We start from the raw sequence: 25,752 nt of genomic DNA on the forward strand, positions 1-25,752 counted from the left end.
CATAGGGTTTCGCCACCATGAGCGATTATATCGCCGATGAGCAGGGCCCCGATGCCGAGCCGATTTCCGGCCTCGATCAACTCGTGGCTCACATCCTGAGGGGTTCCAAGCCCGAGGCCGATTGGGTCGTTGGGACCGAAGTCGAGCGGGTGGGGCTCGACCCGACCACGGGCGCAGCACTTCCGTTTTCGGGTGATCGCGGAGTTGAGGCTATTCTGCGGGGGATGTGCGAGCGGTTTGGCTGGGAGCCGAACCAGGAGGGGGACCGAATTATCGGCCTTTCGCGCGGAGATTCGTCCATCACGCTCGAACCCGGTGGTCAGGTAGAGCTGGCTGGGAGACCCTTCCGATCGCTCCTCGACGGGGCTGCTGAATTGCAGGCGAATGGCGAGGAACTATCGAATATTGCAGAGGAAATTGGTGCTGTATTCGTGGGATTGGGTGTTCAGCCCGTGACGCCTGTGGAGGAGATCGAATGGGTTCCCAAGGGCCGCTACGGAATTATGGGCCCTTATATGAAGCAAGTCGGTGCACTCGGTCAGCGAATGATGAAGCAGACCGCCACTGTTCAGGTGAATCTCGATTTCAGCAGTGAGGCCGATGCGATCGAGAAAATGCGGGTAGCGACGGGCATCGGCCCGATTCTGAACGCAATTTTTGCGAATAGTGCCATCAGTGAAGGCCAGCCGAATGGGTATCTCTCCTACCGGGCGCACGTATGGACAGATACGGACCGGGCACGGTGCGGGATCCTGCCGTTTCTCTTCACCGAGAGTGCCGGCATCGTGGACTATGTTGAATGGGCACTCGACGCACCCATGTACTTCATCCGACGCGCCGATACCTACCTCGACCTGAGCGGGCTTCCCTTTCGCGAGTTCTGGGAAAAGGGCGCGAGCGGAACACGGGCAACCGTGGGGGATTTCGCCCTTCATCTATCAACTCTTTTCCCGGAAGTACGGTTGAAGACCTGGATCGAATTGCGCATGGCGGACAGCCCGCCACCCGACTCCGTCCTGGCGCTTTCGGCAATGGCCAAGGGGGTCCTCTACGAGCCGGATTGCCGAATGGGGGCCTGGGACCTGGTCAAGGAATGGCCTCTCGAAGAGCGACACGCACTTCTCGAAACAGTGGCCCGCGGTGGCTTTGCGGCTCGAGCCGGCCGTCACAGCATCGCCGATCTGGCGCGGGAACTGGTTGTGATCGCCGAGGAGGGCTTGAACCGACTCGCACGGGCTGCGGGAGAGTCGGGGGGTGAGGCTGCCCTTCTCGAGCATACGATCGATCGAGTCCGCCGGGGGCGTACGTCAGCCGAGGAGACTCTCGACATCTGGAAGCTCGGCGGCGCCAACCGAGTGACTGATCTCGTGCGGCACACGGCCTATTCCGCCAGCCGGAGCGATCAGGCCGGCTGAGTCCCGCGGATGCCCGCGATCAATGTCCCGCATAGTGGGAATTCGCGGATGCTTAAAGGGAAGCACCTATTGTTGGCTCGTGCGATAATTTGCAGGCGCTACCGAACTTTTTTCAAAAAAAGGATTAGCCACAGTTATTCGTCATGATAGGTTAATTCATTTATTGGTGGTGGAGTGCGCGGGGTAACTTCCGCGCTTCCTGAGGGTTGTCGTTTCGGAGCCTTTAGAAACGGGAAAACCTTCAGTTGGGAGGATGAGGCACATGGGTGGGACTATGCGTGTAAGAGGTGGGGGAATGCAGGATCGATCGGGAGGACTCTTTGAGCCAGACGTGCTCTTGCCAACGCAGTTCTCGTCGTACTTCCGAAAGGAAGTTGGTTTTGACCGGGAGCGTCGTCTGATGCTCGCGGTTCTCGAAGATGCCATCGACTGCTTTCAGAAATACGCGCACACCGAAGACGTGCGCGGCAAGCAACTATTTGATGAATCCTGGGAATGGATCGTTTCCGACGATACTCGTTGGCTCTTTTCGTTCGAGAATATCTGCCAGATCGTCGACATGAACCCGGACTATATTCGGCAGGGGCTCAAGACCTGGCGTAGTACGAATTCTGTCGAACAGTTGGCAGCCCAAGGCCCGGTCGCCGCGGGCCTCGGCCACTAAGTTTTCGGTTGCGATCGTCAGCGATCCTCACTGCTTGCGGGGGTCGCTGACGGCAGACTTTGTCGTGGGGAAGCCGAGCGGCTGATGTCGATCGGATAGCCCCGTTGTTCCTCGAGTGCGACCAGAAGTTTGGCCGCGTCGATCTTTTCTTCGATCCCACGCTCGCGCAAAATTTTTGTTGCCCGGCGCCATCGTCCCGGTTGGAGACCGTACAGGTCGGGGTGCACCTCGACGAAGATGCGTCCGGACTTCTCGCCGAATTTGATCGTCTCATAGACAAAAGCGCCAGCTGCATTTTTGGGAACGAGCGGGAAGAGTTCGCGAATGTCCTCGGGGTACATCCGCACACAACCATGACTCACCGACATGCCGACACCCCAGGGAATGTTTGTTCCATGGATAGCGTAGGAGGGCATCGAGAGACGCAGCCGAAACTCTCCAAGCGGGTTGTCCGGGCTCCCGCCTTCGATGAATTTTTCGCTCGAACCCGATTCCCGCATGCGCTCTTCCCGAATGGATTCCGGAATCACCCACCGCGGGTTACGCGCCTTTTCGATCACGCGGAAATCACCCTGAGGAGTTCGCCACTCCTGGCGTCCCAGACCGACGGGGAAGGTAAGCACGGTCGGGGCCGCATCGGCGACTTTGGGGGGGTACCAATAAAGCCGCATTTCGGGCAGGTTCACAACGAGCCCTTCGTACTCGCAGCAGGGTAGAATCCAGAAAGTCGGGATTGTCAGCGGTTCCTTGGCGGTGTGCGGGATCCAGCCATCGACGCCCGGGTTGGCTGCCTCCATGGAGTTCAGGCCAAGGTCGAAATGCCGGCCGATATCGAGGAAGGTATCACCCCGTTCGGAGTTCCAGGTTTGCAGCTCCCCGATCACGGTACTGGTTCGGCGCTCGGGTATCCCGTCTTGCGGCGGCTGGAAGGAATAGGGCCGAAGATCACGTTTCTCGAAGTCTGCTTCGGACCACTCCTTGGCGGCAACCGGAGTCGCGATCAATACGATCAAAAGGGTAAGCCAGCCAAGGATCATTCCTCATGATATCGACGCCGTCCGATATCGACAACTCGGCCTTCCGTCGAGCAGCCGAAACCGGTACAAGGTGGTTCGGGCCGCAGGGGCGGCCGTAAAGCTGGATCGAGTACGGGGTGGTTGTGGTGAGGGTGATACAAGCGAGATTCGTATTTTGTTTTGTGTGGTTCGGGCTGATGCTCGCTACGGGACTCCCCGCCGAGGCCCGCGCCCCCAAGGTAACGGCATCAGCTGCTGTAGTCATGGACGCCAGGACGGGTGAGTTGCTCTGGTCCAAGAACCCCGACAAGAAGAGAGCGCCGGCGAGTACTACCAAGATTTTGACGACGGTTCTCGGTCTCGAAGCTGAACGCATGAACGATTATTTTCGGGTCAGCAAACGAGCGCAGCGACAGCAGCCGTCCAAGCTCTATCTCAGTTCAGGCCAAAAAGTTCAGCTTCGCGAGTTGCTCTATTCCCTGATGCTGAAGTCGGCGAACGATTCTGCGGTGGTTGTTGCCGAAGGCGTGGATGGAAGTGTCGAGAAGTTCGCAAAGAGGATGAACGCGCGAGCGCGCAAGGTGGGTGCTCGCAACACCCATTTTCGGAATCCGAACGGGTTGCCGAACAGACGTCATTTGTCGACCGCACGCGACATGGGTCTCATCTTGCGAGATGCGCTTGATGTCGACGGCTTTCGCCGTATTGCCGGCACCACCAAACGGAAGATTCGCGTCAATCGGGGATCGAAGACCAAACAGATCTCGGTGCGTAACAAGAATCGACTTCTGAATGGTTATTTCGCCAAAGTCATTGGCAAGACCGGCTACACACGCGCGGCGGGCAAATGCTTTGCCGGCGCCGCAGAGTGGCGGGGTCGGGAAGTCATCGTGGTGGTTCTCGGATCTCGCGACCTCTGGGGGGATACGAGAACTCTGGTGAAATGGGCCTTCAAGGGGGACGGACGCCACGGCTTGCCGAAGACTCGCATGGCAAAGGCATCCACGTCGGCCGGAAAAGTTGCGGCGAATCCAAAGCCCGTAGCGAGGAAAACGGCACCGGTGGTGGCGCGCAAGGCCCCGGTGAAAGCGGCAGCCCCGAAACGGACCGAGGTTGTTCGCGTTGCTTCAGCTCGAACCTCCACGCGGACCTCTCCGCCAGCTCAGGTGGCGCAACCCGGAGTGCATCAGGTCCGCCACGCATCCAGTTCCGGAGTGATTCGCCGGGGCTGCACCGGCACGGGCTGTGACCGGTGGCTTCGCTACGGACTCAGTCGCTGAGGCCGGCTTCAGGTCCTCTTGTCGGATCGGGTCGCACCCGTCGCCGAGAAAATCCTCCTCGGTCCTTCATGCTGCGCTTCTGGATACGACGAGCCTTTTTGAGCTGATCGGGCTCGAGAACGTTGGTGATCTCGATCAGCATCTGAAGGTGCTGTGTCTTGATCGTCGTTTCAAGCCGAAAGAGCCTTTCCGTCGCTTGCAGGGTTTCGATCTGATCGATGGGAGTTGCCGTCAGTAGCTTTCGGATCGTTTCGGTTTGCGCGGCCAACTCCCAGCGGGTGTCCTGAATTGTGCTCCGCGTTTTTCGAAGCACCTTCTGGACCGATTTTCGCTGCGACTCGGAAAGCTCGAGGCGGGCCTGGTGGCGCATGATCGTTTCGGGCTGGATCAGAGACCGGGTAAACAGAGGTGCGACTTTTGGTCCGCGCGCCGCTCCCCCTGATCCACCTTCGGGTCCATGCGGTGGGCGTGCGCCTGCTGACGTCGTGATTGCGAGAAGCAGGCACAGAGAAATCAGAAAGGTTTTTTTCATGTCAGTTTCCCGGACTCGATCTCAAGGAACGATTCACGATTTTCCATCGAGCCCAAACAGTCTTGGTCGTCGTAAAGGCATTCGAAAGCAGGGACGTTATTGATGGGGTCGAGCGAAACGACGTTCAGCAAGACGTCACTCGGCATATCCCAAACGAACGAAGAGTCATCCAGATTCAAGCCGGGGGCGGCCGCGAAGTTGGTCATTTGTCCGGAATCGGGCGGTGTTGCGGGGGCGATCCAGAGCGCCAGAAGCGCGGCCGCCGCAAGCGGAAGTATCCATAGGGGGCGAGGCCTGAGCGTGGCCGGGCCCTTTCTGAGCTGCGGGGCGGGCCTCTCGGGTAATTCGGCGATAATCCGGGCTGCGAGCGCAGGGTCCGGATTGGGCTCCGGCAATTGGTCCAGCCAGCGGTCCAGTTCAGCGGCCTCAGCGACAGCTGCCCGCGCTTCGGGCGAGTTGGCGACAAAGCTCTCCATCGCGTCTCGGGACTCTGCAGGCCAATTCCGCGGATCGGAGCCGCAGGTTTCGAGAATCGAGATCAGATTTTCCAGCTTTGCTTTCATGTCTCTCCCTGCAGAAGGTCGGGTCCGATGCCGGACAGTTTCTTTTTCAAACCGCGACGCCCTCGGGCGAGCAGGGATTCGACGGCTTCAAGGCTGAGATTCATGATCGAGGCGGCCTCACTGTTTTTCCATCCTTGATAGTGGCAGAGGTTGATCGCGATCCGTTGTTTTTCGGGCAACTCCTGCAGAGCACGGTTCACGTGCCAGCTCAATTCCTTTTGCGCAATTTGCGTCGCTGGCAAGGCTTGGTCGCTAGCCGGCTCGGCTCTTCCCTCGAGCGTGGTTTCGCGATGTTTTGCAATTCGGTTCAGACAGAGATTCATCGCGATACGAAACAGCCAGGTCGTTACTTTTGCCTCGGTAGGTTTCCAACGAGAGGCATGCAGCCAGACGCGAGTGAAGACTTCTTGCGACACCTCCTCGGCCTCGCTGCGGTTTCCCAAGGTCCTCTCCGAAAATGCGAGGATGCGGTCGAGATGTCGCTCGACAAGCAGCTGACAGGCGTCCCGGTCGCCTTGTCCAATTCGCTGCATCAGTTCCTGATCGGAATCGACCACCGCGCCTACCTTGGCCGGGGTGCTCGTCGAGCGCAACCGTGCGACCCGGGTTCCCGATTTGGTGGGCCTTTCCGAGGACTTGCCGACCATGGCCAGCGCCGTTGCTCCCCATCTCGGGAGTATCGGTGAAGTCGTCGTCATCGGCCCTTGAACCGCCACCGGCCGAAAACCTGTCGAAGAATTTCATCCGGGACCTTTCCACCTGGTCGCTACGGCTGATAGGCTCGGGATTGCTGGGTGCGGCTCCGACGTTCCGCCTACAATTTTGTGGCAGGGAATCACCACTGATCGCCTGAGGGCAGGCCCGATTCACGGGAAGTCCATGGCGAGCAAGCGGTTCCCCCCTTTCGTTCAGTATGGCTTCGGACGAGGAGGGGTTCGCACCCAGCTTTTGCCCTTTCCCCCGAAAGATTGTGGGATGGATTGCTCCAAGATATCCTCAGGTCAGGAGGCCTGATGGAAGAGATGGAGACGGGACCGACGCTGTTGCTGGCGATGCCCCAAATGACGGACCCGAATTTCAATCGTTCGGTCATCCTTCTCTGCCGGCATGATGACGAAGGTGCTCTCGGCTTCGTGATCAATCGGCCCATGCGGATTGATGTCGCTGAATTGCTCGAAGGGGACTTTACGTTGCCGGAAAAAGTTCTTCTGACGGCTTGGGAGGGGGGTCCCGTCAGTCCGGAACGGGGTTGGCTGATTTGTCGGGAGGCCCCGCTTCTTGCCGAGAGCGACGAAGAGGAATTTCTCGAGGTTTGTCAGGGCATCTATATGTCCAGTTCCCAGGCTCATTTGCGCAATATTCTGTCCCGCGAGTCGAGCGACGGCGATGTGGATCGAAGCCGACTGCTGCTCGGATACGCAGGTTGGGGGCCAGGTCAGTTGGAGGCAGAGTTGATCGCTTCCGCCTGGCTGCAGATACCGGTCGACAATACGCTGATTTTCGAGACAGAGGCCGATGAGGTTTGGGACAAGGGTATTCGGTCTCTGGGCGTGGACCCCTTGTCAATTGCGCCCGGTCCCGGTCTCCACTGAAACAAGCGGCTCTCCTCGACGTTGCGCTTTTTTTCGAGACGTCTAGCCTCATGGCATGAGTGCAACCGACGACAAGGCTCCCTACTATCTGCCCATTCAGGATGAGGTCGAGATTTTTACCCAGGCGCATAATTCTCGCCTGCCGGTTCTGCTCAAAGGTCCGACGGGGTGTGGGAAGACCCGATTCGTCGAGTATATGGCACATAAGCTCAAGGGGCCTCGCACGGGCGAGGGAGACTCTCTGGTGACCGTGGCCTGTCACGAAGACCTGACCGGTTCCGATCTTGTCGGTCGATATCTGATTCAGGGAGATGATACGGTATGGATGGATGGCCCGCTGACGCAGGCCGTTCGTCGTGGCGCGATTTGCTATCTCGACGAAGTCGTCGAAGCTCGCAAGGATACCATCGTCCTGATTCACCCGTTGACGGACCACCGCCGCATGTTGCCGATCGATCGGCGGGGTGAGGTTGTCGAGGCAGATCCGAGCTTTCTTTTGGTGGTGTCCTACAATCCCGGATACCAAAGCGTTCTCAAGGATCTCAAACATTCCACGCGACAGCGCTTTGTCAGCCTGGAGTTTGATTATCCACCGCGGGATCGCGAAGCAGAAATCATTGCCCACGAAAGCGGATTGGACGCCGATACCGCGCTGACCCTTGCCACTCTTGGTGAAAAGGTTCGTGCATTGCGCGGATCGGGCTTGGGGGAGGGGGTCAGTACCCGCCTTCTGGTCTATGCAGGCCAGCTGATGGCGCGGGGCGTTCCCGCGAGAAGAGCTTGTACGGTAGCCGTGACGAACTCACTGACCGACGACCCGGAAATGCTGCGCGCCGTCGGAGAGGTTGTGACCGCACTTTTTGCCTAAGTGCGGTGCCCAAGTTTACCAGAAGATATGGCGCCAGTTCGTCTTGCGGCGGTTCCAGGTACTATCGTCGAAGAAAGAATCGTTGCCGATGACAAAAGATGTCGTCATCTGGGGGTCTGTTGCCGCCGACATATCTGCGTAGGCGCGAACGTAGATCACGTAGCCCCCGGCAAGCCCACTCGCTTGCTGTATAGTCACCGAGTGAATCCCGCCGTTGACCGGCGCGAGGGGGTCCTTGTAGGTCCAGCGACGACCATTGGCTGACTCGGTCATGGTGAAAGCGGGCAAGCTTTGATTGAAGAGACTGCCGCTGCTGTTCTGCAGCCCGAAGGTGAAACCATCATCAAAGGGGTTCATCGCGCTGGTGGGCTGAACCCGTGTGCCGATGCGGATCAGATCCGGCTTGCTTCCGGCCCGGTATTTGATGTTGCCGTTGCAACCGCAGCAGTTTCCATTGAAGGGTTGCGGGGCTTCCTGAGCCTCGACAGCCACGGTTCCGAAACTCCATGAGAATAAAGCTAGAAAAACAAACGTTTTCAGGATCATAACCCTCTCCCTCGTGCGGTGTCCCGCAGCTTCCCCGAGCCTCGCTCGTACCCCCGAGCGCGCCCTTCCTCTTCCCGCCATCGACCTTTGCTTGGAATCTCTTTAGAGAAAGCGCATGAACCTAAGTCGATCCATCAAGGGAAGTCGAGCTATCGTCACTGGTGCAGCGAGCGGAATCGGGCATGCGACAGCAGCGCTTTTAGCCGAGGAGGGGGCATTTGTCGGGGCTTTGGACCGTCCCGGCAGCGGTCTGGAAGCATCTCTCGCATCCCTGCCGGATAACGCCAAGGTCGAGACCCGTCTGGTTGATGTGACTGATGACGCGCTGGTCTGTGCGGCCGTCAACGATCTGGCCGGAAAGTTTGGTGGCCTCGATATCGTGATCAATTGTGCGGGGGTCAGTCTGCCCGCGGCGATTGGCGATGAGGAGGCCTGGGAGCGGACCATGCAGGTCAACCTTTACGGGGTTCATCGGGTCGTTCGGGCAAGCCTTCCCTATCTGGAAAAAAGTACGGCCGCCCGGATTGTGAATGTGGCCTCTACCGAAGCCTTGGGGGCCCAACCCTTTGTCAGCGCCTACACTGCAAGCAAGCATGGGGTGCTCGGGTTCACACGGGCGCTCGCCGTGGAGTTGGGTCGCCGAGGGATCACGGCGAATGCGATCTGCCCCGGACCGATTCATACCGGGATGACGGCGAACATTCCCGACGAAGCCAAGGAGAAATTTGCACGCAGAAGGGTTCCTTTGGGGCGATATGGGCAGCCGGAAGAAGTGGCCCATGCGATCCTCGGTCTGGTCTTGCCCTCGTCCTCATTCATCACCGGAGCGTGTCTGAGCGTGGACGGCGGCATGTCGATTCAGAACTGATGCATGGCAACACCCCTCAAATTAGATACCGTAGGGGTGATGGACGAAATGACGCGCGGAGAAAGGATGGGGGCCCTCGAGGACCTCGCGACCGAACTGGAGTCTACCAGTCCCGGTTTTGCCACCCGCCTGCGTCAGTTTGGTGCGAAGGTTCAACCGCAGCAGAGTCCTGAGGCCTTCCGGGATCTGTCCGAAAGCCTGGCCCGGGTGGTGCGTCTGGAGGGGGTCGCTCGCGAGGCCGGTTTGGCGCTCCTGACTCTGGACACCGGGGACGTTCTGCGCTTGCAGGGGCCGGTTCTGCGGGGCTGGGCAGACGCCATTTGCGAGATCGGTTCGGTTTCCGTGCGTGCGGGGCAATCGTTCGGGGCCGCGGTGCTCCCCGCCTTGCCCGGCGCGGCTCCGGATCTTGCGGACCGTCTGGCGACCACCGCCACGGCGCTGCGAGAATTCGTGGGCGCTCACCCGGGGGAACCGATCGTGAACCGTTGCGCGACTTTCCTCGGGGAAGCTTTCATTCACCACCCGACGCTCGTCCATCAGGCGTGGCTTCGCTACGCGACCGCGGTCGCGTTTACGCCGCGACGGCCGCTCGATGTCCTTCGAGAATTGCCGAAGTCGATCGCGTTGAATCCGGAAGAGCTCGCAGCAATCCTCAATGTCGTGGCTCGTTGCGCCAGCTGGGATGTTCGTGAAGCACCCGCATGGTTTGTCGAAGCGCCGCATCTCTTGACCGGATTGCCCGGAGATAGTCGCGCCGGGTTGCTGGAAATTCTCGACACATTAAAGGACGACGCGGTTTCGGTTCTGGATCTCCTTCGTGGGGCAGGCCCTGTGCTCCGCAGACTTTCGGCAGACGAGCGTGCACTCGTGCTGACGCACACCCTCGCAGTAGCAGTCGTTGCCCCGAAGGCGGCGCCGCGTTTTCTGCGAGGGGTGCTTCGAGTGGTTGAAGCTGTCGGCTTCGGGGAGGAACTGGAAGTCTTCGTGCAGGAAGGACTCTCCCTGGCGGAGATTCAGGAAGTCGCGGCCGAAGCGTTCTTCTCCCTCGAGTCCCGCGGCGCGAAGGCTTTTCTTGCGCGCCACGATACGGCCGTGCGCTTTGAGGATATCGAGACCACCCTTCGAGGTTATCTTCGGATCCTCGAACGGAGAGCACCGAACCTGGTAGCCGTCGATCTTGGGGGATTGTTTCCCTTTCTGGACAATCGCAAGATCATCCCGGTGAGTGCCCGGTCGGGGACGTTTCCGACCTGGGAAGAAAACTTCATACTTCTGAAATTACAGGCAACACTGGCAACTCTCTGGGACGAGGCCGGGACTCGATCTTTCGATCTGGGTCAATGGCTTGGGGAGGAGGCGGACGGCGGGTTCCGGGAACTCTATGCCCGTTTCGAGCTTCCGGAGGCGGCCGCCGGAATTCTGGCCCATGTGGAAGCAGCGCGGCTCGCGCCCTGGGTCAAGGAGAGGTTCCCCGGGCTGGCCGGGGATCTCGCCGACCTGCGCGCCCATGCCTTTCGCGGAGACTGCGTCCCTGCCGATGCGAGCGAACCCGAGGCGTTGCTCTTCCTTGCCCTGGGGGGATCATCCGAGCACATTGATTTCTCCTCGGAGGGAGCGGGGCTCGAAGGTTTCGCACGAATCGCGGCCGATCGGACGGCGACGATCTACGATAGTGTGAATGAAACGGTCCGAATGACGCGTCTTCTCGAGGCCGGCGAACTCATTCGCGTCACCAACCTCGAGGACCTTTTCCTCGAGGATCCGACGATGTCGTATTTGCTCGACGATGCCGACGAGGATGGAGGCCCCCCGCCGCCGGCGCCACCAAACCCGGACAACCAGCCGATGGATGAGGCGAATATTCCGCAGGGCGAGCGATCGGAAGATACATCACCCGCGTCCGCCGTGGACCCGGAGCTACTGAAGGCCTACCTCGAACAAAACCCCCGGGTGAAGGTCATGCGGTCCGAGGAGGCGCTGGATGCGACCGGATTGTTCGTCGCGGGGCTGACCGGTGGAGGCGGGGAACGACCCGACCAGATTTCAAACGCGGAGAGGGAGCATGTCTTTGCCTTGTCGCGGGGTGCACGCGAAGCACGGGGCGTCTTCCTCTATGATGAGTGGGACCATGAGATCGGTGATTATCGGGTCTCCTGGTGCCAGGTGCATGAGTTGGGTCTGGGCGATGATGATCCCGGATTTTTCTCGGAGACGCTGCAGCGATATCAAGACGTTCTTCCGGAAGTGCGACGACAATTTCAGCGGGTCAAGCCGCAGGGCTATCGGACCATCCGTGGCCTCCTTGATGGTGAGGATTTCGACCTCGACGCGGTCGTTCTCGCCCGGAGTGACCTCCGGGCAAAGTTGAATCCGGCAACACGCCTCTACACCCAACGACAACGGGAAGAGCGCGATGTGGCGACGTTGTTTCTGCTGGATATGTCAGCCTCGACCGACGAAGAGGTCGAAAAACCGGACCTCGTCGAGAACTCGCAGGAATTGCCGGAAGATTTGTCAGACACCTTCTTGCCCCTTGAATCTCTTGAAAAAGAACGCGGTCGACGCGTCATCGATATTCAGAAGGAAGCTTTGACAATTATGTCACAAGCTCTCGAAGAGATCGGTGATTTGTTTTCGATCTATGGTTTTTCCGGACACGGCCGGGAGCGGGTAGAACTTTTTGACGTGAAGAGTTTCGATGAGGCGCTCTCTTTGGCGGTGAAGAGTCGGTTGAGCGCGATCGAGCCGCAACGTTCGACACGCATGGGGCCGGCGATTCGGCATTCGATCCGCCGGCTGGCCTCGGTGTCCTCGCGGTCGAAGCATCTGATTTTGCTCTCGGATGGCTTTCCGCAAGATTTTGATTACGGTCGCGACCGGCGGTCCAATCTCTACGGCCTGCGGGATACTGCGCAGGCGTTGCGCGAGGCGGAGCAGGCAGGCATTTCCACTTTCTGCATTACGGTCGATCGTGCCGGTAACGATTATCTTCGCGAGATGTGCGACAAGGATCGATATCTCGTCATCGAAGATATTGCCGAGTTACCGCTCGAGCTTCCGAAGATCTATTCGCGGGCGACGCGCGACGGCTGAGCGTCGATCGACGAGAGAACCGGGGTCGGCGACAGCAGGGGACCCCAAAGCTTCCGGGCCGCCGCATGAGGGTCCTCCAGCACCCCGGGTTTTGCCGCCAGTCGCAGCGCCTGCCGGGTGGTGGGCTGCCAATGCGGCCAGCTGGGCAGACCATCGTGGCCGGGAACTTCACCGTGAGCAAAACGCGCCCAGGATTTTTGCATACGTCGGGAAAGAGTTCTGATGTCGGAGGACCATCCCATGGTCGCGGCGAGCGGGCCTTTGCGCACGGTTCCGAAGACAAAGGGGATATCGAGCCCGTGAAATGCTCCCGTATAGGAGCCAACCAGCGGCAGCTGCCCGTCGAATCGGTAAAAATATACCTCGCCACCGGCGCGGCTCAGAGTGTCGGCGAGAATTCCGGCCGGTGCGTGAAAGACCATGTCGGACATGAACCGGCTCCATCGATAGCGGGGTGCACCGAGAGATTCGTTGTACGTTTCATGAAACCGGTCGAGGAGGTTTGGATCGATGCTGTTGGCCGAGAGCACTCGGAGGATCCTGCGCTCGAGACCGGCTTCGTCGAGGCTTCGTCCCGAGCTATCGGCTGCCATGAACAGCGCCCACTCGTCCTGATTGCTCCCCATCAGAACCGGTACGGGAGTTTTGCCCGAATTGCGGATCCTTTGCAGCGGTTGCTCGGAAAGAAGCTGTCCGTCGATCGATGGCTGCCACGGAAGGTTGGCCACGCCTACGGAAAGCTCGCGGGTCGTCGCTGTTTGCGCTGTGAGCAGGCGGCCGACGGGCACTCGACGCAGTTGCGCCGGGTTGGCTCGCGGCAAGCCGACGTAACGTAAAAAGGCACGCCCAACTCTTTCGGAGATCTCGTGTTCGGAGACATTTGAAGCCGCACCGCTTTGCAGAATGGCACGGTGAAAGAGTCCTTCCGCAGCCGGTGTACCCAGGAGGGTTCCAACGCTCATTGCACCTGCGGATTCACCAAAGATGGTGACGTTGCCCGGGTCGCCGCCGAAACAGGCGATATGGTCGCGCACCCAGCGCAGCGCGGCGATCTGATCCTTGATGCCCAGATTGGGTTCAATCTCATCCGGACGGCCTCGCAGCGCGTCCATATTGAGCGATCCGAGAACGCCGAGCCGATAGTTTGCCGAAACCACAACGACATCACCGCGTTGCGAAAGTCGGGAACCGCTGTAGAGGGCTGTCGACCCTGAGCCCAGAAGGAAAGCACCGCCGTGGATCCAGACCATGACGGGGCGAGGGCGGCTGTCGGCCGCGGGGGTCCATACGTTGAGGTAGAGACAATCCTCACTATTATCGTCAACCGTTCCGAGCAGTCGGCGGGCGGCCAGAAGTGTTTGCGGTGTCTGCTGGGCGGAGGGACCAAAGTGCGTTGCCTGTCGCACGCCCTGCCACGCGGGCATCGGTTCGGGCGATCGGAAACGTCCCGGGCCTACAGGCGGTGACGCAAAGGGGATCCCTCGAAAAACGAGGCCACGCTTTTGCTGCTTTCCCTCGAGGGAACCCGAGGGTGTATGCACGACAATCCGAGCCATCCGGTTTGGGGAAGAAAAGGAATCCGAGGTGAGCCTACGGACTTCCTCAGTTCGTCAGACCCCACTTCTTCTTGTTTTCTTCGATCGCGTCCTCGGAGGGATGGTCGGTCTTTTCCTGCTCCTTGACCTCGAAATTATCCATATCGTCGATCATCTTGTAATTCAGAGGTGTATCGTCGGTGAAGACTTCAGGCACAGCCACTTCTTCGTAGATCGCCTGCCAGGGGCATTCGGGCTCACAGGCCCCGCAGTCGATGCATTCGTCCGGGTTTATATAGAGCTGGTTCGGGAAGGAGTCCTTGTCACTGCCTTTGTATTCATAAATGCAATCGACGGGGCATACGGCGACACAGCCAGTATCCACACAATCGCGGCAGAGCCGTGTAACGATGTAGGACATATTTTCTCCTTCGGTCATCGCGTTGTAAGCGATAGTGACAAAAATTTTGGTAGCGTATCCGGGATAGCGAAGCAAAGCGCCGGTTGGCCTCGCGGATGGCGGGTTTCAGGCAGGCCGGCAGATCAGTTAGAGAGGTTTCCATGACAGAAAAGAGCATGATTCCGGATGCCTCAACTCTGGCGGAATCCGTCCGTTCCCAAGCCCGGACTCCGGAGGAACTCCTCGATGAGGCGATTCTTTCCATCGAGAGAGAAAACCCTGAACTGAACGCTGTTGTCCATACCCTTTATGACGAGGCTCGGGCACGAATCGCGGCAGGGTTGCCGGACGGGCCCTTTCGCGGGGTGCCCATCCTGCTCAAGGATCTCGATGCGCCACTAGCGGGTGCACCTTTTCACTGCGGGACACGATTTCTTCGTGATCTGGAATTTCGTGCGGATACCAACGCGTATTTTGTCGATCGGCTTCTGGCTGCCGGGTTTGTCCCGATCGGCAAGACAAACACGCCCGAGTTGGGGCTCGCAGTGACCACAGAACCGCTTTCCTGCGGAGCCAGCCGAAATCCCTGGAACCCCGCGCACTCTACCGGTGGGTCGAGTGGAGGTGCTGCGGCAGCGGTCGCAGGGGGGCTGATCTCGATTGCCCATGCCAGTGATGGCGGTGGATCGATTCGTATCCCGGCCAGCGCCTGCGGGTTGGTCGGGCTGAAGCCCTCTCGCGGTCGAGTTTCTCTGGGCCCGGATTACGGTTCTTATTGGCAAGGCTTTGTGACCAACCATGTCGTCACCCGCAGTGTGCGTGATACCGCCGCCGTTCTGGATGTCGTTTCCGGGTTGGAGCCGGGCGATCCCTATACAGCGCCGCTACCCGCGGGTCCCTTTCTGAACGAAACCTCGAAGTCTCCCGGGCGGTTGCGAATCGGCCTGATGATGCAGGCCCCGGGCGCTCGGAGCGCGCTGGATCCTGCGTGCGTGGAAGCCGTCCGTCGCGCCGGGCAGGCTCTGGAAAGTCTTGGGCATCAAGTGGATGAGTCACACCCGGAGGCCATCGATCAGGTAGACGAACGCAACGGGCATTTCACAACGGTCGTAGTGTCGTGGACGGCAGCCGCCCTTGCGCATTGGGAGGCTCGGACCGGCGAACCCATCCCGGCTGAAGGGCTCGAGCCACTGACCGTCAACCTCGCCGAGATCGGGAAGTCGATTTCAGCGGTTGACTATCTGGCGACGGTTCGCTGGTGCGAGTCCTTTACCCGGCAGATGGCCGCTTGGTGGGAGAATGGATATGATTTGCTGGTGACGCCGACTTTGGGAACGCCTCCGCCACCTCTGGGAACATTGACATCGCCGGATGGTGACCTCGCTGCCGTTATCGAATCTCTCGAGAAATTCAGTCCCTTTGTCGCGCCCTTCAACATGACCGGCCAGCCAGCGGTTTCGCTGCCCCTTCATCAAAGTCATGCCGGGTTGCCAATCGGCGTCCAATGTATCGCGCCTTATGCTCGGGAAGATCTTCTCCTGCAGGTAGCAGCGCAACTCGAGACGGCGATGCCCTGGGCGGATCGTCGACCTGCGGCCCTCGCGTCATGAAGTCCGATCAACCCGTAGATCTTGCGTTCGATCGAGATCATCTCTGGCATCCATATACATCAATGAAGAATCCCCTGCCGGTGCAGCCGGTGGTTGCGGCGCGCGGTGTACGATTGGAGCTCGCAGACGGTCGTCATTTGATTGACGGGATGTCGTCATGGTGGGCGGCTATCCACGGATACGGCGTGTCCGCGATCGACGAGGCTGTTCGCGATCAGCAAGACCGGATGTCGCATATGATGTTTGGCGGTCTGACACATGCCTCGGCAATTGAATTGGCTCGGCAGTTGATCAGATGGACCCCCGATGATCTCCAGCACGTTTTTCTGGCGGACTCCGGGTCGGTTGCTGTCGAGGTCGCGATCAAGATGGCGCTCCAGTACTGGCGAAGCGCGGGCGTGCCTCGCCGCGAGAAGTTGGTCACGGTGCGAGGCGGGTACCATGGAGATACTTTCGGGGCGATGGCGGTATGTGATCCCGTTACGGGCATGCACGGACTTTTTTCAGGGTCGCTGGCTCAACATCATTTCGCTCCGCGGCCGCAGACCGCTTTTGGTGCGTCCTGGGATCCGATGGACCTCGACGCGATGCGAGACTTGTTGCAGCGCTCCGAGCACGAAATTGCTGCCGTGATCCTCGAACCGATCGTGCAGGGCGCGGGGGGTATGTGGTTTTACCACCCGGAGTATCTGCGTGGTCTGCGCGCGCTCTGCGACCAGCATGGGATCTTGCTGATCTTCGACGAGATTGCGACAGGGTTCGGGCGGACCGGCAAGATGTTCGCTCTGGAGCACGCTGGCGTCACGCCCGATATCTTGTGCGTGGGCAAAGCCTTGACGGGTGGAACCATGACATTGGCAGCGACTCTGGCGTCGCGGCGGGTTGCTGCCGGTATTTCCGAGGGCGAGCATCCCGAGTTGATGCACGGCCCGACGTTTATGGGGAATCCACTGGCATGTGCGGCCGCTGTCGCGAGCCTGCGACTGCTTGAGGAGAGCCCATGGGAGGATCGCGTCAGCGGAATCGAGGCCCAATTGCGGTCCGAACTCGAGCCTCTCGGCGGCGCGCCGGCGGTCGCCGACGTGCGTGTTTTGGGGGCGATCGGGGTGGTGGAAATGTGCGAGCCGGTGGTGATGCGCGAGATACAGAGCTACTTTGTCGAGCAAGGTGTCTGGATTCGGCCCTTCGGACGCCTCGTCTATTTGATGCCACCTTTTGTGATCGAGACCGAGGACCTGTCCCGACTTACGGGCGCGATTGGTTCGTGGATTGAAAAGGGTTCCTGAATCTACTGTCGGGATCCGACCAGAGATTGAACGGCCTCGCCCATGCCATCGATCGAGAGATGGTACATCGGGAAAATTTTCCGAACCGTGCGGGTCGTGTGGTAGTTATCCCAGAAGCGTGATTCTTCCGGATTGATCCACACAGACCGATCAAAATGTGTCTCGATGCGTTGCAGCCATTCAATGCCGGGCGTAGCGGAGCCACGCCAAGGGTCGATCGAACCATTCGGTTCAAATAGTTCGGCGGGGTGCATACCGGCATCGCCGACGATCATGACTTTCCATCGGTCATCAAGACGGCGGAAAAGATCAGCGGTGGGGACAGCCTGATCTCGTGTCATACGAGCCCCGTTATAAACTTCATCATAGACGCAGTTGTGGAAATAATAGGCCTGGAATTCCCGCAAACCGCGCTCCTCGTGGAGGGCCGTCAGCAACTGGCTCACCGGTTCGAAGAACGGGTCCATGGTGCCCCCGACATCCATGAGCAGGAGGAGGCGGATGTCGTTTTTTCGGGGGGCTCGGAATACCAATTCGATCTCGCCTGCGTTCTTGCAGGTCTCATCAATTGTTTCGTCGAGAGCGAGTTCGGATTGTGCACCCCGTCGCGTCAGTTGGCGCAGTCGACGGAGAGCCATGCGAAGCTGCCGGATATCGATCGTCCGGTCAGTTCGATAATCAGAGAAGCGACGCTCTTCGGCGACTTTCATCGCCGATCGCGACTTTCCGGGTCCACCGACGCGAACGCCGGTCGGGTGCGTGCCGCCGTGGCCGAAGGGCGATCGACCACCGGTACCGACCCATTTGTTCCCGCCATCATGTTGCTCGGTCTGCTCCTCGAGGCGCTCGAGGAATTTCTTCATCAACTCGTCACTGGATAGTTCTTCGAGTTCGGCAAGTTGCTCCGGGGTGAGTTCGGGGAGATCCTTGGCTTCTTCGAGCCACTTCAGGACCTCGTCGGTGATCCCTTCGAGACTTCCTTCGATACCGCGGAAGACTTTGAGAAAGACCCGATCATAGGCATCGAACTGAGTCTCCGTCTTGATCAGACAAGTCCGACCGAGATGGTAGAAGCGCTCGAGGCTGGAGCCATGCAGGCCCTTCTGCATGGCGTCCAGAAGCCCTTGCCATTCCTGCAGGGAAACAGGAACGCCTTCTTTGCGAAGGCCGTAGAATAAATCCAGAAACATAATCCGAGGTTCGCCTTATTGCTGGTAACGCGGTCCGAGTTCGCTCCAGTCCTTGGGGTACTTGCCGCCCTTTTCGTCGTAGCTCTGAAGGGCTTCGATATCCTGCTCCTTCTTCAGCAGGGCCCCGAGGAACGGAATGTGCGACTCGATCTTCTCCAGGGGCATTCCGGAGCTGAGCAGGGCGCTGATCCAGTCCACCAACTCCGAGGTGGAGGGCTTTTTGCGCAACTCGCTTTGCTCGCGGAGCCAGTAGAATTTGACCAGAACCTGATCGAGAAGTGCGGCATCGAGGTGCGGGTGGTGGACATCCACAATCTGCCGCATCAAATCGGGTTCCGGGAACTCGATGAAATGGAAGACGCACCGTCGCAGAAAGGCGTCCGGGAGTTCTTTTTCGTTGTTCGACGTGATCAGAATCAGTGGACGCTTCCGAGCTGCGATTTCTTCGCCGGTCTCGGTGATGGTGAATCGCATTTCGTCGAGTTCGCGCAACAGATCATTCGGGAACTCGAGATCGGCCTTGTCGATTTCGTCAACCAAAACGACCTGTCGCTCGTCGGCGGCAAAAGCCTGCCCGAGCGGACCATGCTTGATGTACTTCCGGATATCGGAGACATCTCCGCCGCCGAAGCGACTATCGTTCAACCGCTGGACCGTATCGTAAACGTAGAGGCCATCGACCGCCTTGCTGGTCGATTTGATATGCCACTGCAGCAGCGGCATTTTCAGACCTTCGGCGACGTGGCGCGCGAGCATCGTTTTCCCGGTTCCGGGTTCGCCCTTGATCAGCAAGGGGCGCTCGAGTGCAATGGCGCAGTTCACGGCATCTACCAACGGGCCCGAGGCAATATAGCCTTCGGTCCCCTGGAATTTCTGAAAATCGTTCTTTTCGGACATGCTCTTTTTTCTCCCTTTGGATCGCGTGCTGTCCAAATCCCTAGCCCTCCCTCAGGAGGGTCGCAATGCCGGGGATTTTTCATCCCGAGAGCCTTCAGGGTGGGTTTTCTCGAATCCGACAGGGTAGATTTGACTGTGCAATCGTCGCAGGCGCCGTCTATATTGCGTCAATGGCAGGCGAGATTTCTCCCTATAAATGTGAGTTCATCGAGTTCATGGTCCGCTCCAAGGTTTTGACCTTCGGAGATTTTGTAACCAAGAGCGGACGAAAAACCCCCTATTTCGTAAATACGGGACGTTATCGGACGGGCGGCCAGCTGACGCGGCTATCGGAGTTTTATGCCCGCGCGATCCGCGACCAACTCGGGAGCGACTTCGACATTCTTTTTGGCCCGGCTTACAAGGGTATCCCTCTGGCTTCGGCTACCGCAATGACTCTGGTTCGGGATCACGGGCACGATGTGGGTTTCTGCTTCAATCGCAAGGAAGCCAAAGATCATGGTGAAGGCGGGGCGCTGGTTGGGTGCGTCCCCGAGGACGGCGACCGGATCGTGATCATCGAGGACGTCACCACTGCGGGCACCTCGATTCGAGAAACGGTCCCGGCCTTGCGTGCCGCAGCAAATATCAAGCTTTCGGGTCTGGTCGTTTCAGTGGATCGGATGGAGCGAGGGACCGGGGACGTGACCGCCCTGGCCGAGATCGCGTCGACCTGGGAGATGCCGACGTTTGCCATTGTCACGGTCGAGGAGATCATGGACCACCTTCGGGGGCGCGAGGTCGATGGTGAGGTTGTGCTTGGTGAGGACAGCTACGAACGCATGGTCGCTTATCGAGAAGAGTTCGGCCCTCGTTAAGTCCTCTTTCCCTTTGGTACGCTGAGAACGCGTGCGTTCCTGGCGAACGGAGCCAGAGGGAATGGGAAGTGCTTGTCCCGATCCATGCTTCGGGCGTGAGCGCGAAGATTCGCCGTGCGCCCGAGCGTTTTCAGACCGCCGACAAGAAGTCTGTTCCAATCGGAAGGCATCTCGACCTCGAGACTCGCGGCGGGGAAAGCGCGCGCGAAGGATTGGCGTGTGGCCGCTTCCTCTCGTCGGGTGCGCAGAGAAACGTTGGCGGCGCAGATTCCTCCGGCGGTCAGGGATGCGGCCGCCAGAGAAAAGAAATCCGTCGAAGCGAAGCGGTCCGAGAGAGTCGGCCCATCGTATGCGTCGAGCAAGATGAAGTCATGGAGGTCGCGGTTGGATACGAGGTGAAGGATTGCGTCTGTGGTATGAATCCGAGTTTTCCTGCTCTCACGGATCCGAAAATGGGATTTCGCCAGCCCGACCACGCAGGGATCGATTTCGACGATATCGATCTCTATCCGCGGGTAGCGTTTGCGCAGAAAGCGCACGAAACCGCCTCCGCCAAGACCGACGAGCAGGGCTCGTTTGGGCGGCGTGGCCAAAGAGAGTGCCCATCCCGCGGCGCGCAAATAGGCCGGGATCGGGCGTTCCGGCCTCGCCAGATCGACCCGACTTTGCTCGACTTCATCCCGGGAGCCGAAGCGCATCGAGCGACGCGTCCCGCAGGCTTCCACGAAAATCGGACCGAACATTCCTGATTCGGTCGCGAGCAGACGTTTATTCTTGGTTGGCGAGGGCATCGGAATCGGAGGGCAGCCTCGGTATGCCTATGCCGGGAGAACTTCGCAAGATTACGGATATCTCCTTTTGATTGCGAGAGCCCTGCAGGTTTCGATAAGCGTTGGGTATGACGTCGCAAGATCTGGAGTTTCTCGACATGGTCAGTCAGGCCGCCCTGGTTCGTTCGGGCGAAGTTTCCCCACTGGAGTTGGTCGATGCGACGATCGCGCGCGCGGAAGCACGCAATGAGTCCCTGAATGCGATCGTCCTTCCTTTTTACGAAGAGGCGCGGAAGCAGGCTGTCGGAGATCTTCCTGACGGTCCGCTTCGTGGCGTGCCTTTCCTGCTCAAGGATCTCGGCGGGCAGCTCGCGGGCGCTCCTCTGACGTGCGGAATGCGAGCCTTGCGTGATGCAGGTTGGCATGAGCCCGCCGACTCCTATTTCACAGCGAAACTCCGCGCGGCGGGCGTCTGTTTTATTGGCCGGAGCAATTCACCGGAGCTGGGCCTCTATCCCGGGACTGAACCTGAGGCATGGGGTCCGACGCATAATCCCTGGAAGCGAGGCTACTCACCCGGCGGTTCGAGCGGCGGCTCGGCCGCGGCTGTTGCGGCGGGTATCGTATCCGCTGCGCATGCGAGTGACGGCGGCGGTTCGATCCGAATTCCCGCCAGCCATTGTGGTCTGGTGGGCCTGAAACCGACGCGTGGACGATCCTCGTTCGGGCCCTCTGCCGGAGACCGGTGGTCGGGTTTCTCCTGCGAAGGGTTTGTCACACGAACGGTCCGGGATACCGCAACACTTCTGGATGCTGTTTCCGGTGCGATGCCGGGTGATCCACACGCCGCCCCGCGACCCGCGCGCCCCTTTGCCGAATCACTGGAGCCGGGACGGCGTTTGCGAGTCGGGTTCATGACGACCGGACCTCGCGGAACGGAGGTGCATCCGGATGTTTTGCCGGCAGTTGAGGTTTGCGCAGCAGCACTTGAGGACCTGGGCCATCAAGTGGAACCGGCGTACCCCGACGCACTGGACGATCCACAAGCGATCCAGGCTTTCGTTGCCATTGTTGCCGCCAATATCGCGCATACCGTCGACGTCTGGGGCGAGAAGCTGGGCCGAGTTCTCGGCGAAGATGATCTGGAGCCGCTGACTTGGGCCCTGGCGAATTCGGCGCGCAAGCGGACGACTCTGGACTACCTGGAATCCCTCGATACCTTGAATGTGGTGTCTCGCGACCTGGCGGCTTGGTGGGATCAGGGTTTCGATCTTCTGCTCACACCATGCTCGGCCGAGCCACCGCCGCCCCATGGAACTTTTATTGCCACACCAGAGGAACCCTTCAGCGGGTTTACCCGCGCCGCCCCGTTCAGTATCTACACGGCGCCTTTCAATATGTCGGGACAGCCGGGGATCTCCCTTCCCTTGCATTGGACACCGTCCGGATTGCCGATCGGGAGTCACCTTGTGGCGAGATTTGGCGAAGAGGCTACCCTACTTTCGGTGGCGGCCGAATTGGAAGTTGCGATTCCCTGGGCGAACAAAAGACCGTCGTAACCGTGAAGCTGGACTCTTCGCGGGGTAAGGAAACTTTATGGATTTGAAACTCATCGCGCCCAACCGTGATCGTTTTCCGGACCTGCCCGAGGAGCGCAAGAAGTGGTGGGTCAAATTCCCGAACTTCAAGAAACCGGTTTTTCCGAGTTATCTGGGGATTGAACTCGAAGAACTGCGCGAGGACTACGCCCGACTGAAACTCGGCTTTCGCGAGGAATGGACCCAACCCGCAGGTGTGGTGCATGGCGGCGTAATCGCTTCCTTGATTGATACCGTCGTCGTTCCGGCGATCGGTGCTGGTTACGAGGATCGCCCCGATCTTCTGACGATCAACATGCAAGTGCAATATATGGGTGCCGTTGTGGAAAAGGATCTCTACGCGGAGGGGTGGGTTACGAAACGAGGTCGGACGGTCGTATTCGCCGAGGCTGCTGTTCGCGGCGCTGACGGCCGAATTGCGGCCACGGGGACTCTTGCGTACGCCATCCGGCATCGCCCCAAGTCCTGATTCTCATATCTGTCGGCGCGGGATGCGCTGGTCGCGGAAGACAGCGAACGAAAGGAAGTTTGATGAGTGATTCGACCTACACGCCCCCTGAAGTCTGGAAATGGGATGCCGAGAGCGGGGGGCGGTTCGCGAATATCAACCGGCCGATCGCCGGTTCGATGGAGGACAAGGAGCTGCCGGTCGGCGAGCACCCTCTGCAGCTTTATTCATTGGGTACACCCAATGGTGTGAAGGTGACGGTGTTGCTCGAGGAGCTTTTGGCTTTGGGGCATGACGGGGCCGAGTACGACGCCTACCTGATCAATATTGGAAAGGGAGATCAATTCGGCAGCGGGTTTGTCGCGGCAAATCCGAACTCCAAAATCCCCGCACTGGTCGATCGGAGCACTTCTCCGCCGACGCGAGTTTTCGAGTCGGGCGCCATCTTGATGTATCTCGCGGAAAAGTTTGATGCCTTTTTGCCGGTTGCGGCGTCGGCACGAGCCGAAGTTCTTTCGTGGCTCTTCTGGCAAATGGGAAGTACGCCGTATCTCGGTGGAGGCTTCGGACATTTCTACGCCTATGCCCCCGAAAAGTTCGAGTACCCGATCGATCGATTCGCCATGGAGGTAAAGCGCCAGCTCGATGTGCTGGATCGCAATCTGGCGGATCGTCGGTTTCTTGGTGGCGACGATTATACGATTGCGGATATCGCGACCTGCCCCTGGTACGGCAGCCTTGTTTTGCACGACCTCTATAAAGCCGAGGTTTTCCTCGAAACGAAGTCGTATGTGAACGTCGTGCGTTGGGCAACGGAGGTCGAAGCCAGGCCGGGTTACCAGCGTGGGCAGTTGGTGAACCGACCTTGGGCACCTGAGGGCAAGGGTCTGGCCGAGCGCCATAGCGCCAGCGATTTCGATTAGTCGAGAGGTGTCACTGTCCGAGTGTCGCGTCCCGAGCGCAGGAGTTGTCCGGGGATCGCTCCAGTTTCCTGACCGTCGCGGACAATTTCGCGCCCATTGACAAAGACGTGCCGGATGCCTTCGGATGCGGCAAATAGGCGGTCGCAGTTACCCGGCAAATCTGTCCGGTTTTTGATCGGCCCCGAGGCGATAGTCGCGGGGTCAAAAACCACGATATCGGCATGCCAGCCTTCCTCGAGTCGGCCGCGCTCGCGCAGTCCGAAGAGTCGAGCGGGCTTGTCGGTCATGAGTTGAATGGCTTCCTCCAAAGGAAAGAGGCCACGGTCGCGAACAATATCCCCGAGGAATCCGGTCGGATAGGAAGCACCACACATGCGGTCGAGGTGGGCCCCGGCATCCGATCCTCCGATCAAGGCGCGCTCGTCACGCCAGACTTCCGCGCGCATTTTCCAGCTGGCCTCATCGTCGTCGGGGGGAAGTGGCCAGAGGCCTGTCTCCAATCCGTCCGCGCATACGATATCGAAAAGCGTATCCTGCTCGCTTTGTCCGCGGGTTTTGGCGATCTCCTCGATCGTCTTTCCGAAGAGTCCTTCATTTTCCGCAGAGACAGTATCACCGATCACATAGGCGCCCCAGCGTGACAGTGCGGTCAGGACGCCGGCCCGTGGATCTCTTGCCATCTCGTCCATCTGTCGGCGTGTTTCGGGATCGCGCAGGCGCTCGATTCTCTCGGGAACCGGCAACTGCATGATCGGCTCCCATCCCGGAATCAGGAAGAGGGCACAATGGTCGAGAAAGCTCATTTTCAGGCCGCCGATGGTCGGCATTGTGAGCGCCATGATCCGTGCGCCCTTCGCCTTGGCCTTGCTTCCGGCTTCAAGTTGATGCTGATGACGATCCGGATCCGTAGCCCCCACGCCCATCACATTCCAGTTGATCGGACGGTTGGCGGCCAGCGACATATCGATCAGGAGATCGGTTTCGCGATCGGTGAATTTCCCCAGACAACCATCCACGATCACCTCGAGGGTTGTCCCTTCATGGTCTCGGCAAACGCCGGCAAGCGCTATGATTTCCTCGGCCGAAGCAAACCGGGAAGCCACGTAGTTCCCGTCGCCGTCCTGGTGAGTATGCGCCTGAGTGGTGGAAAATCCGATTCCGCCCGCCGTGATGGCCTCACGGAGCAGGGCTTTCATCTCCTCGACTTGGGCAGGCGTTGCCTCATTGCCCGTGGCGGCGGTCCCCATGACCAGCCGACGAATCTGGCAATGGCCCACAAGGAAGGCTGCATTACAGGCAATTTTTCCGTCGAGGCGATCGAGGTACTCCCCGAAGGTTTTCCAATTCCAGTCGATGCCTTCCTCGAGAGTCTTGAGAGGCATGCCCTCGACTTTGGCCATCATGCGACGCGTATAGTCAGCACCTTCCTCGCCGAGAGGGGCGAGACCGAAACCGCAATTGCCTCCGATCACGGTGGTCACGCCGTGGAGCGTCGAGGGGGTGGCGAAGGGGTCCCAGAGAAGCTGAGCATCGTAATGGGTGTGGGGGTCCACAAAGCCGGGAGCAACGACGCAGTCGGACGCGTCGATCGTTTCGGCTGCGGTTTCGGTAATTTTGCCGATCTGGACAATTCTGCCCGTTCGGATCCCCAAATCAGCAGCGAAGCGCGGGGCGCCACTTCCATCGACAACCATTCCGTTTTTGATCAGCAAATCCAGCATGGGGCCGATTCGAGCAAATCCCCGCCCCAACTGCCAGCGGGGCCCGGGAAAATCTGATCCGGGGCGTGCAATTATGCGCG

Annotated in this window: 25 protein-coding genes; 14 read left to right on the top strand and 11 right to left on the bottom strand. The window is 59.4% G+C overall.

Annotated features, from left to right (window positions below; all coding sequences use genetic code 11):
- Nucleotides 1-17 precede the first annotated feature (17 nt).
- Nucleotides 18-1,415, top strand: coding sequence for a glutamate-cysteine ligase family protein (locus P8K07_13350; GenBank protein MDG1959502.1), 1,398 nt, complete (start codon nt 18-20; stop codon nt 1,413-1,415).
- 295 nt (nt 1,416-1,710) lie between these two features.
- A complete protein-coding gene (locus tag P8K07_13355; GenBank protein ID MDG1959503.1) occupies nt 1,711-2,079 on the top strand; it encodes a hypothetical protein in 369 nt (122 codons plus the stop codon).
- A 17-nt stretch (nt 2,080-2,096) separates the two neighbouring features.
- Here the strand turns inward: P8K07_13355 and P8K07_13360 are convergent, their stop codons facing one another.
- Entirely contained in the window at nt 2,097-3,116 is a 1,020-nt protein-coding gene (locus tag P8K07_13360) for a L,D-transpeptidase family protein (protein MDG1959504.1), read from the bottom strand.
- Nucleotides 3,117-3,241: 125 nt separating this feature from the next.
- On the opposite strand from P8K07_13360, the gene P8K07_13365 reads away from it, so the two are divergent.
- Nucleotides 3,242-4,375, top strand: coding sequence for a D-alanyl-D-alanine carboxypeptidase (locus P8K07_13365; GenBank protein ID MDG1959505.1), 1,134 nt, complete (start codon nt 3,242-3,244; stop codon nt 4,373-4,375).
- On the opposite strand, the gene P8K07_13370 is transcribed toward P8K07_13365, so the two are convergent.
- From P8K07_13370 to P8K07_13380, 3 genes are read right to left on the bottom strand one after another with little or no spacing between them, the layout of a single operon-like run.
- Nucleotides 4,365-4,907 (bottom strand): periplasmic heavy metal sensor, encoded by a 543-nt coding sequence (locus P8K07_13370; protein MDG1959506.1) that lies wholly within the window; start codon nt 4,905-4,907, stop codon nt 4,365-4,367. The genes P8K07_13365 and P8K07_13370 overlap by 11 nt on opposite strands.
- Nucleotides 4,904-5,470: a hypothetical protein gene (locus P8K07_13375; protein ID MDG1959507.1), complete on the bottom strand. Its 567-nt coding sequence runs from the start codon at nt 5,468-5,470 to the stop codon at nt 4,904-4,906. The genes P8K07_13370 and P8K07_13375 overlap by 4 nt, the downstream gene beginning before the upstream one ends.
- Complete coding sequence (locus tag P8K07_13380; GenBank protein MDG1959508.1) at nt 5,467-6,027, bottom strand: RNA polymerase sigma factor; 561 nt, start codon at nt 6,025-6,027, stop codon at nt 5,467-5,469. The genes P8K07_13375 and P8K07_13380 overlap by 4 nt, the downstream gene beginning before the upstream one ends.
- Nucleotides 6,028-6,046: 19 nt before the next feature.
- On the opposite strand from P8K07_13380, the gene P8K07_13385 reads away from it, so the two are divergent.
- The 3 genes from P8K07_13385 to P8K07_13395 all read left to right on the top strand — a co-directional run bounded on the left by P8K07_13385 (nt 6,047) and on the right by P8K07_13395 (nt 7,930).
- Complete coding sequence (locus P8K07_13385; GenBank protein ID MDG1959509.1) at nt 6,047-6,178, top strand: hypothetical protein; 132 nt, start codon at nt 6,047-6,049, stop codon at nt 6,176-6,178.
- A 305-nt stretch (nt 6,179-6,483) separates the two neighbouring features.
- Nucleotides 6,484-7,062 carry a YqgE/AlgH family protein gene (locus P8K07_13390; GenBank protein ID MDG1959510.1) on the top strand — a complete coding sequence of 193 codons (579 nt, stop codon included), beginning with the start codon at nt 6,484-6,486 and terminating at the stop codon, nt 7,060-7,062.
- Between the two features lie 55 nt (nt 7,063-7,117).
- The gene (locus tag P8K07_13395) at nt 7,118-7,930 is read left to right on the top strand and encodes a CbbQ/NirQ/NorQ/GpvN family protein (GenBank protein MDG1959511.1); all 813 of its coding nucleotides are present in this window, start codon (nt 7,118-7,120) and stop codon (nt 7,928-7,930) included.
- Nucleotides 7,931-7,945: 15 nt separating this feature from the next.
- Here the strand turns inward: P8K07_13395 and P8K07_13400 are convergent, their stop codons facing one another.
- Nucleotides 7,946-8,476, bottom strand: coding sequence for a hypothetical protein (locus P8K07_13400; GenBank protein MDG1959512.1), 531 nt, complete (start codon nt 8,474-8,476; stop codon nt 7,946-7,948).
- A 115-nt stretch (nt 8,477-8,591) separates the two neighbouring features.
- On the opposite strand from P8K07_13400, the gene P8K07_13405 reads away from it, so the two are divergent.
- Both P8K07_13405 and P8K07_13410 read left to right on the top strand, forming a co-directional pair.
- Nucleotides 8,592-9,344: an SDR family NAD(P)-dependent oxidoreductase gene (locus tag P8K07_13405; protein ID MDG1959513.1), complete on the top strand. Its 753-nt coding sequence runs from the start codon at nt 8,592-8,594 to the stop codon at nt 9,342-9,344.
- A gap of 39 nt (nt 9,345-9,383) precedes the next feature.
- Nucleotides 9,384-12,437 (top strand): VWA domain-containing protein, encoded by a 3,054-nt coding sequence (locus tag P8K07_13410; GenBank protein ID MDG1959514.1) that lies wholly within the window; start codon nt 9,384-9,386, stop codon nt 12,435-12,437.
- Here the strand turns inward: P8K07_13410 and P8K07_13415 are convergent.
- Together P8K07_13415 and P8K07_13420 are read right to left on the bottom strand one after the other, a co-directional pair.
- Nucleotides 12,410-13,993, bottom strand: coding sequence for a carboxylesterase family protein (locus tag P8K07_13415; protein MDG1959515.1), 1,584 nt, complete (start codon nt 13,991-13,993; stop codon nt 12,410-12,412). The two genes, P8K07_13410 and P8K07_13415, sit on opposite strands and share 28 nt — an antisense overlap.
- A 46-nt stretch (nt 13,994-14,039) precedes the next feature.
- On the bottom strand, nt 14,040-14,393 hold the full coding sequence (locus P8K07_13420) for a ferredoxin family protein (protein ID MDG1959516.1): 354 nt from the start codon (nt 14,391-14,393) through the stop codon (nt 14,040-14,042).
- 140 nt (nt 14,394-14,533) lie between these two features.
- On the opposite strand from P8K07_13420, the gene P8K07_13425 reads away from it, so the two are divergent.
- Both P8K07_13425 and bioA read left to right on the top strand, forming a co-directional pair.
- Nucleotides 14,534-15,982 carry an amidase gene (locus P8K07_13425; GenBank protein MDG1959517.1) on the top strand — a complete coding sequence of 483 codons (1,449 nt, stop codon included), beginning with the start codon at nt 14,534-14,536 and terminating at the stop codon, nt 15,980-15,982.
- Nucleotides 15,979-17,268, top strand: coding sequence for an adenosylmethionine--8-amino-7-oxononanoate transaminase (bioA, locus tag P8K07_13430; GenBank protein MDG1959518.1), 1,290 nt, complete (start codon nt 15,979-15,981; stop codon nt 17,266-17,268). Before P8K07_13425 ends, bioA begins: the two co-directional genes overlap by 4 nt.
- Before the next feature lie 2 nt (nt 17,269-17,270).
- Here bioA and P8K07_13435 read toward each other — a convergent pair whose 3' ends face one another.
- Together P8K07_13435 and P8K07_13440 are read right to left on the bottom strand one after the other, a co-directional pair.
- Nucleotides 17,271-18,458 carry a VWA domain-containing protein gene (locus tag P8K07_13435; protein ID MDG1959519.1) on the bottom strand — a complete coding sequence of 396 codons (1,188 nt, stop codon included), beginning with the start codon at nt 18,456-18,458 and terminating at the stop codon, nt 17,271-17,273.
- 15 nt (nt 18,459-18,473) lie between these two features.
- Complete coding sequence (locus P8K07_13440; GenBank protein MDG1959520.1) at nt 18,474-19,355, bottom strand: MoxR family ATPase; 882 nt, start codon at nt 19,353-19,355, stop codon at nt 18,474-18,476.
- Between the two features lie 182 nt (nt 19,356-19,537).
- On the opposite strand from P8K07_13440, the gene pyrE reads away from it, so the two are divergent.
- A complete protein-coding gene (gene pyrE / locus P8K07_13445; GenBank protein MDG1959521.1) occupies nt 19,538-20,212 on the top strand; it encodes an orotate phosphoribosyltransferase in 675 nt (224 codons plus the stop codon).
- Here the strand turns inward: pyrE and P8K07_13450 are convergent.
- The gene (locus P8K07_13450) at nt 20,209-20,955 is read right to left on the bottom strand and encodes a fused MFS/spermidine synthase (protein MDG1959522.1); all 747 of its coding nucleotides are present in this window, start codon (nt 20,953-20,955) and stop codon (nt 20,209-20,211) included. The genes pyrE and P8K07_13450 overlap by 4 nt on opposite strands.
- A 155-nt stretch (nt 20,956-21,110) precedes the next feature.
- Here P8K07_13450 and P8K07_13455 point away from each other — a divergent pair, with 155 nt between their 5' ends.
- The 3 genes from P8K07_13455 to yghU all read left to right on the top strand — a co-directional run bounded on the left by P8K07_13455 (nt 21,111) and on the right by yghU (nt 23,951).
- On the top strand, nt 21,111-22,541 hold the full coding sequence (locus P8K07_13455; protein MDG1959523.1) for an amidase: 1,431 nt from the start codon (nt 21,111-21,113) through the stop codon (nt 22,539-22,541).
- A gap of 37 nt (nt 22,542-22,578) precedes the next feature.
- Entirely contained in the window at nt 22,579-23,049 is a 471-nt protein-coding gene (locus P8K07_13460) for a PaaI family thioesterase (GenBank protein MDG1959524.1), read from the top strand.
- Nucleotides 23,050-23,111: 62 nt separating this feature from the next.
- On the top strand, nt 23,112-23,951 hold the full coding sequence (yghU, locus tag P8K07_13465) for a glutathione-dependent disulfide-bond oxidoreductase (protein ID MDG1959525.1): 840 nt from the start codon (nt 23,112-23,114) through the stop codon (nt 23,949-23,951).
- On the opposite strand, the gene P8K07_13470 is transcribed toward yghU, so the two are convergent.
- Nucleotides 23,948-25,672 carry a D-aminoacylase gene (locus P8K07_13470; protein MDG1959526.1) on the bottom strand — a complete coding sequence of 575 codons (1,725 nt, stop codon included), beginning with the start codon at nt 25,670-25,672 and terminating at the stop codon, nt 23,948-23,950. The genes yghU and P8K07_13470 overlap by 4 nt on opposite strands.
- Nucleotides 25,673-25,752: the final 80 nt, after the last annotated feature.

It is taken from the genome of Candidatus Binatia bacterium (assembly GCA_029248525.1).
GTDB lineage: Bacteria > Desulfobacterota > Binatia > UBA12015 > UBA12015 > UBA12015.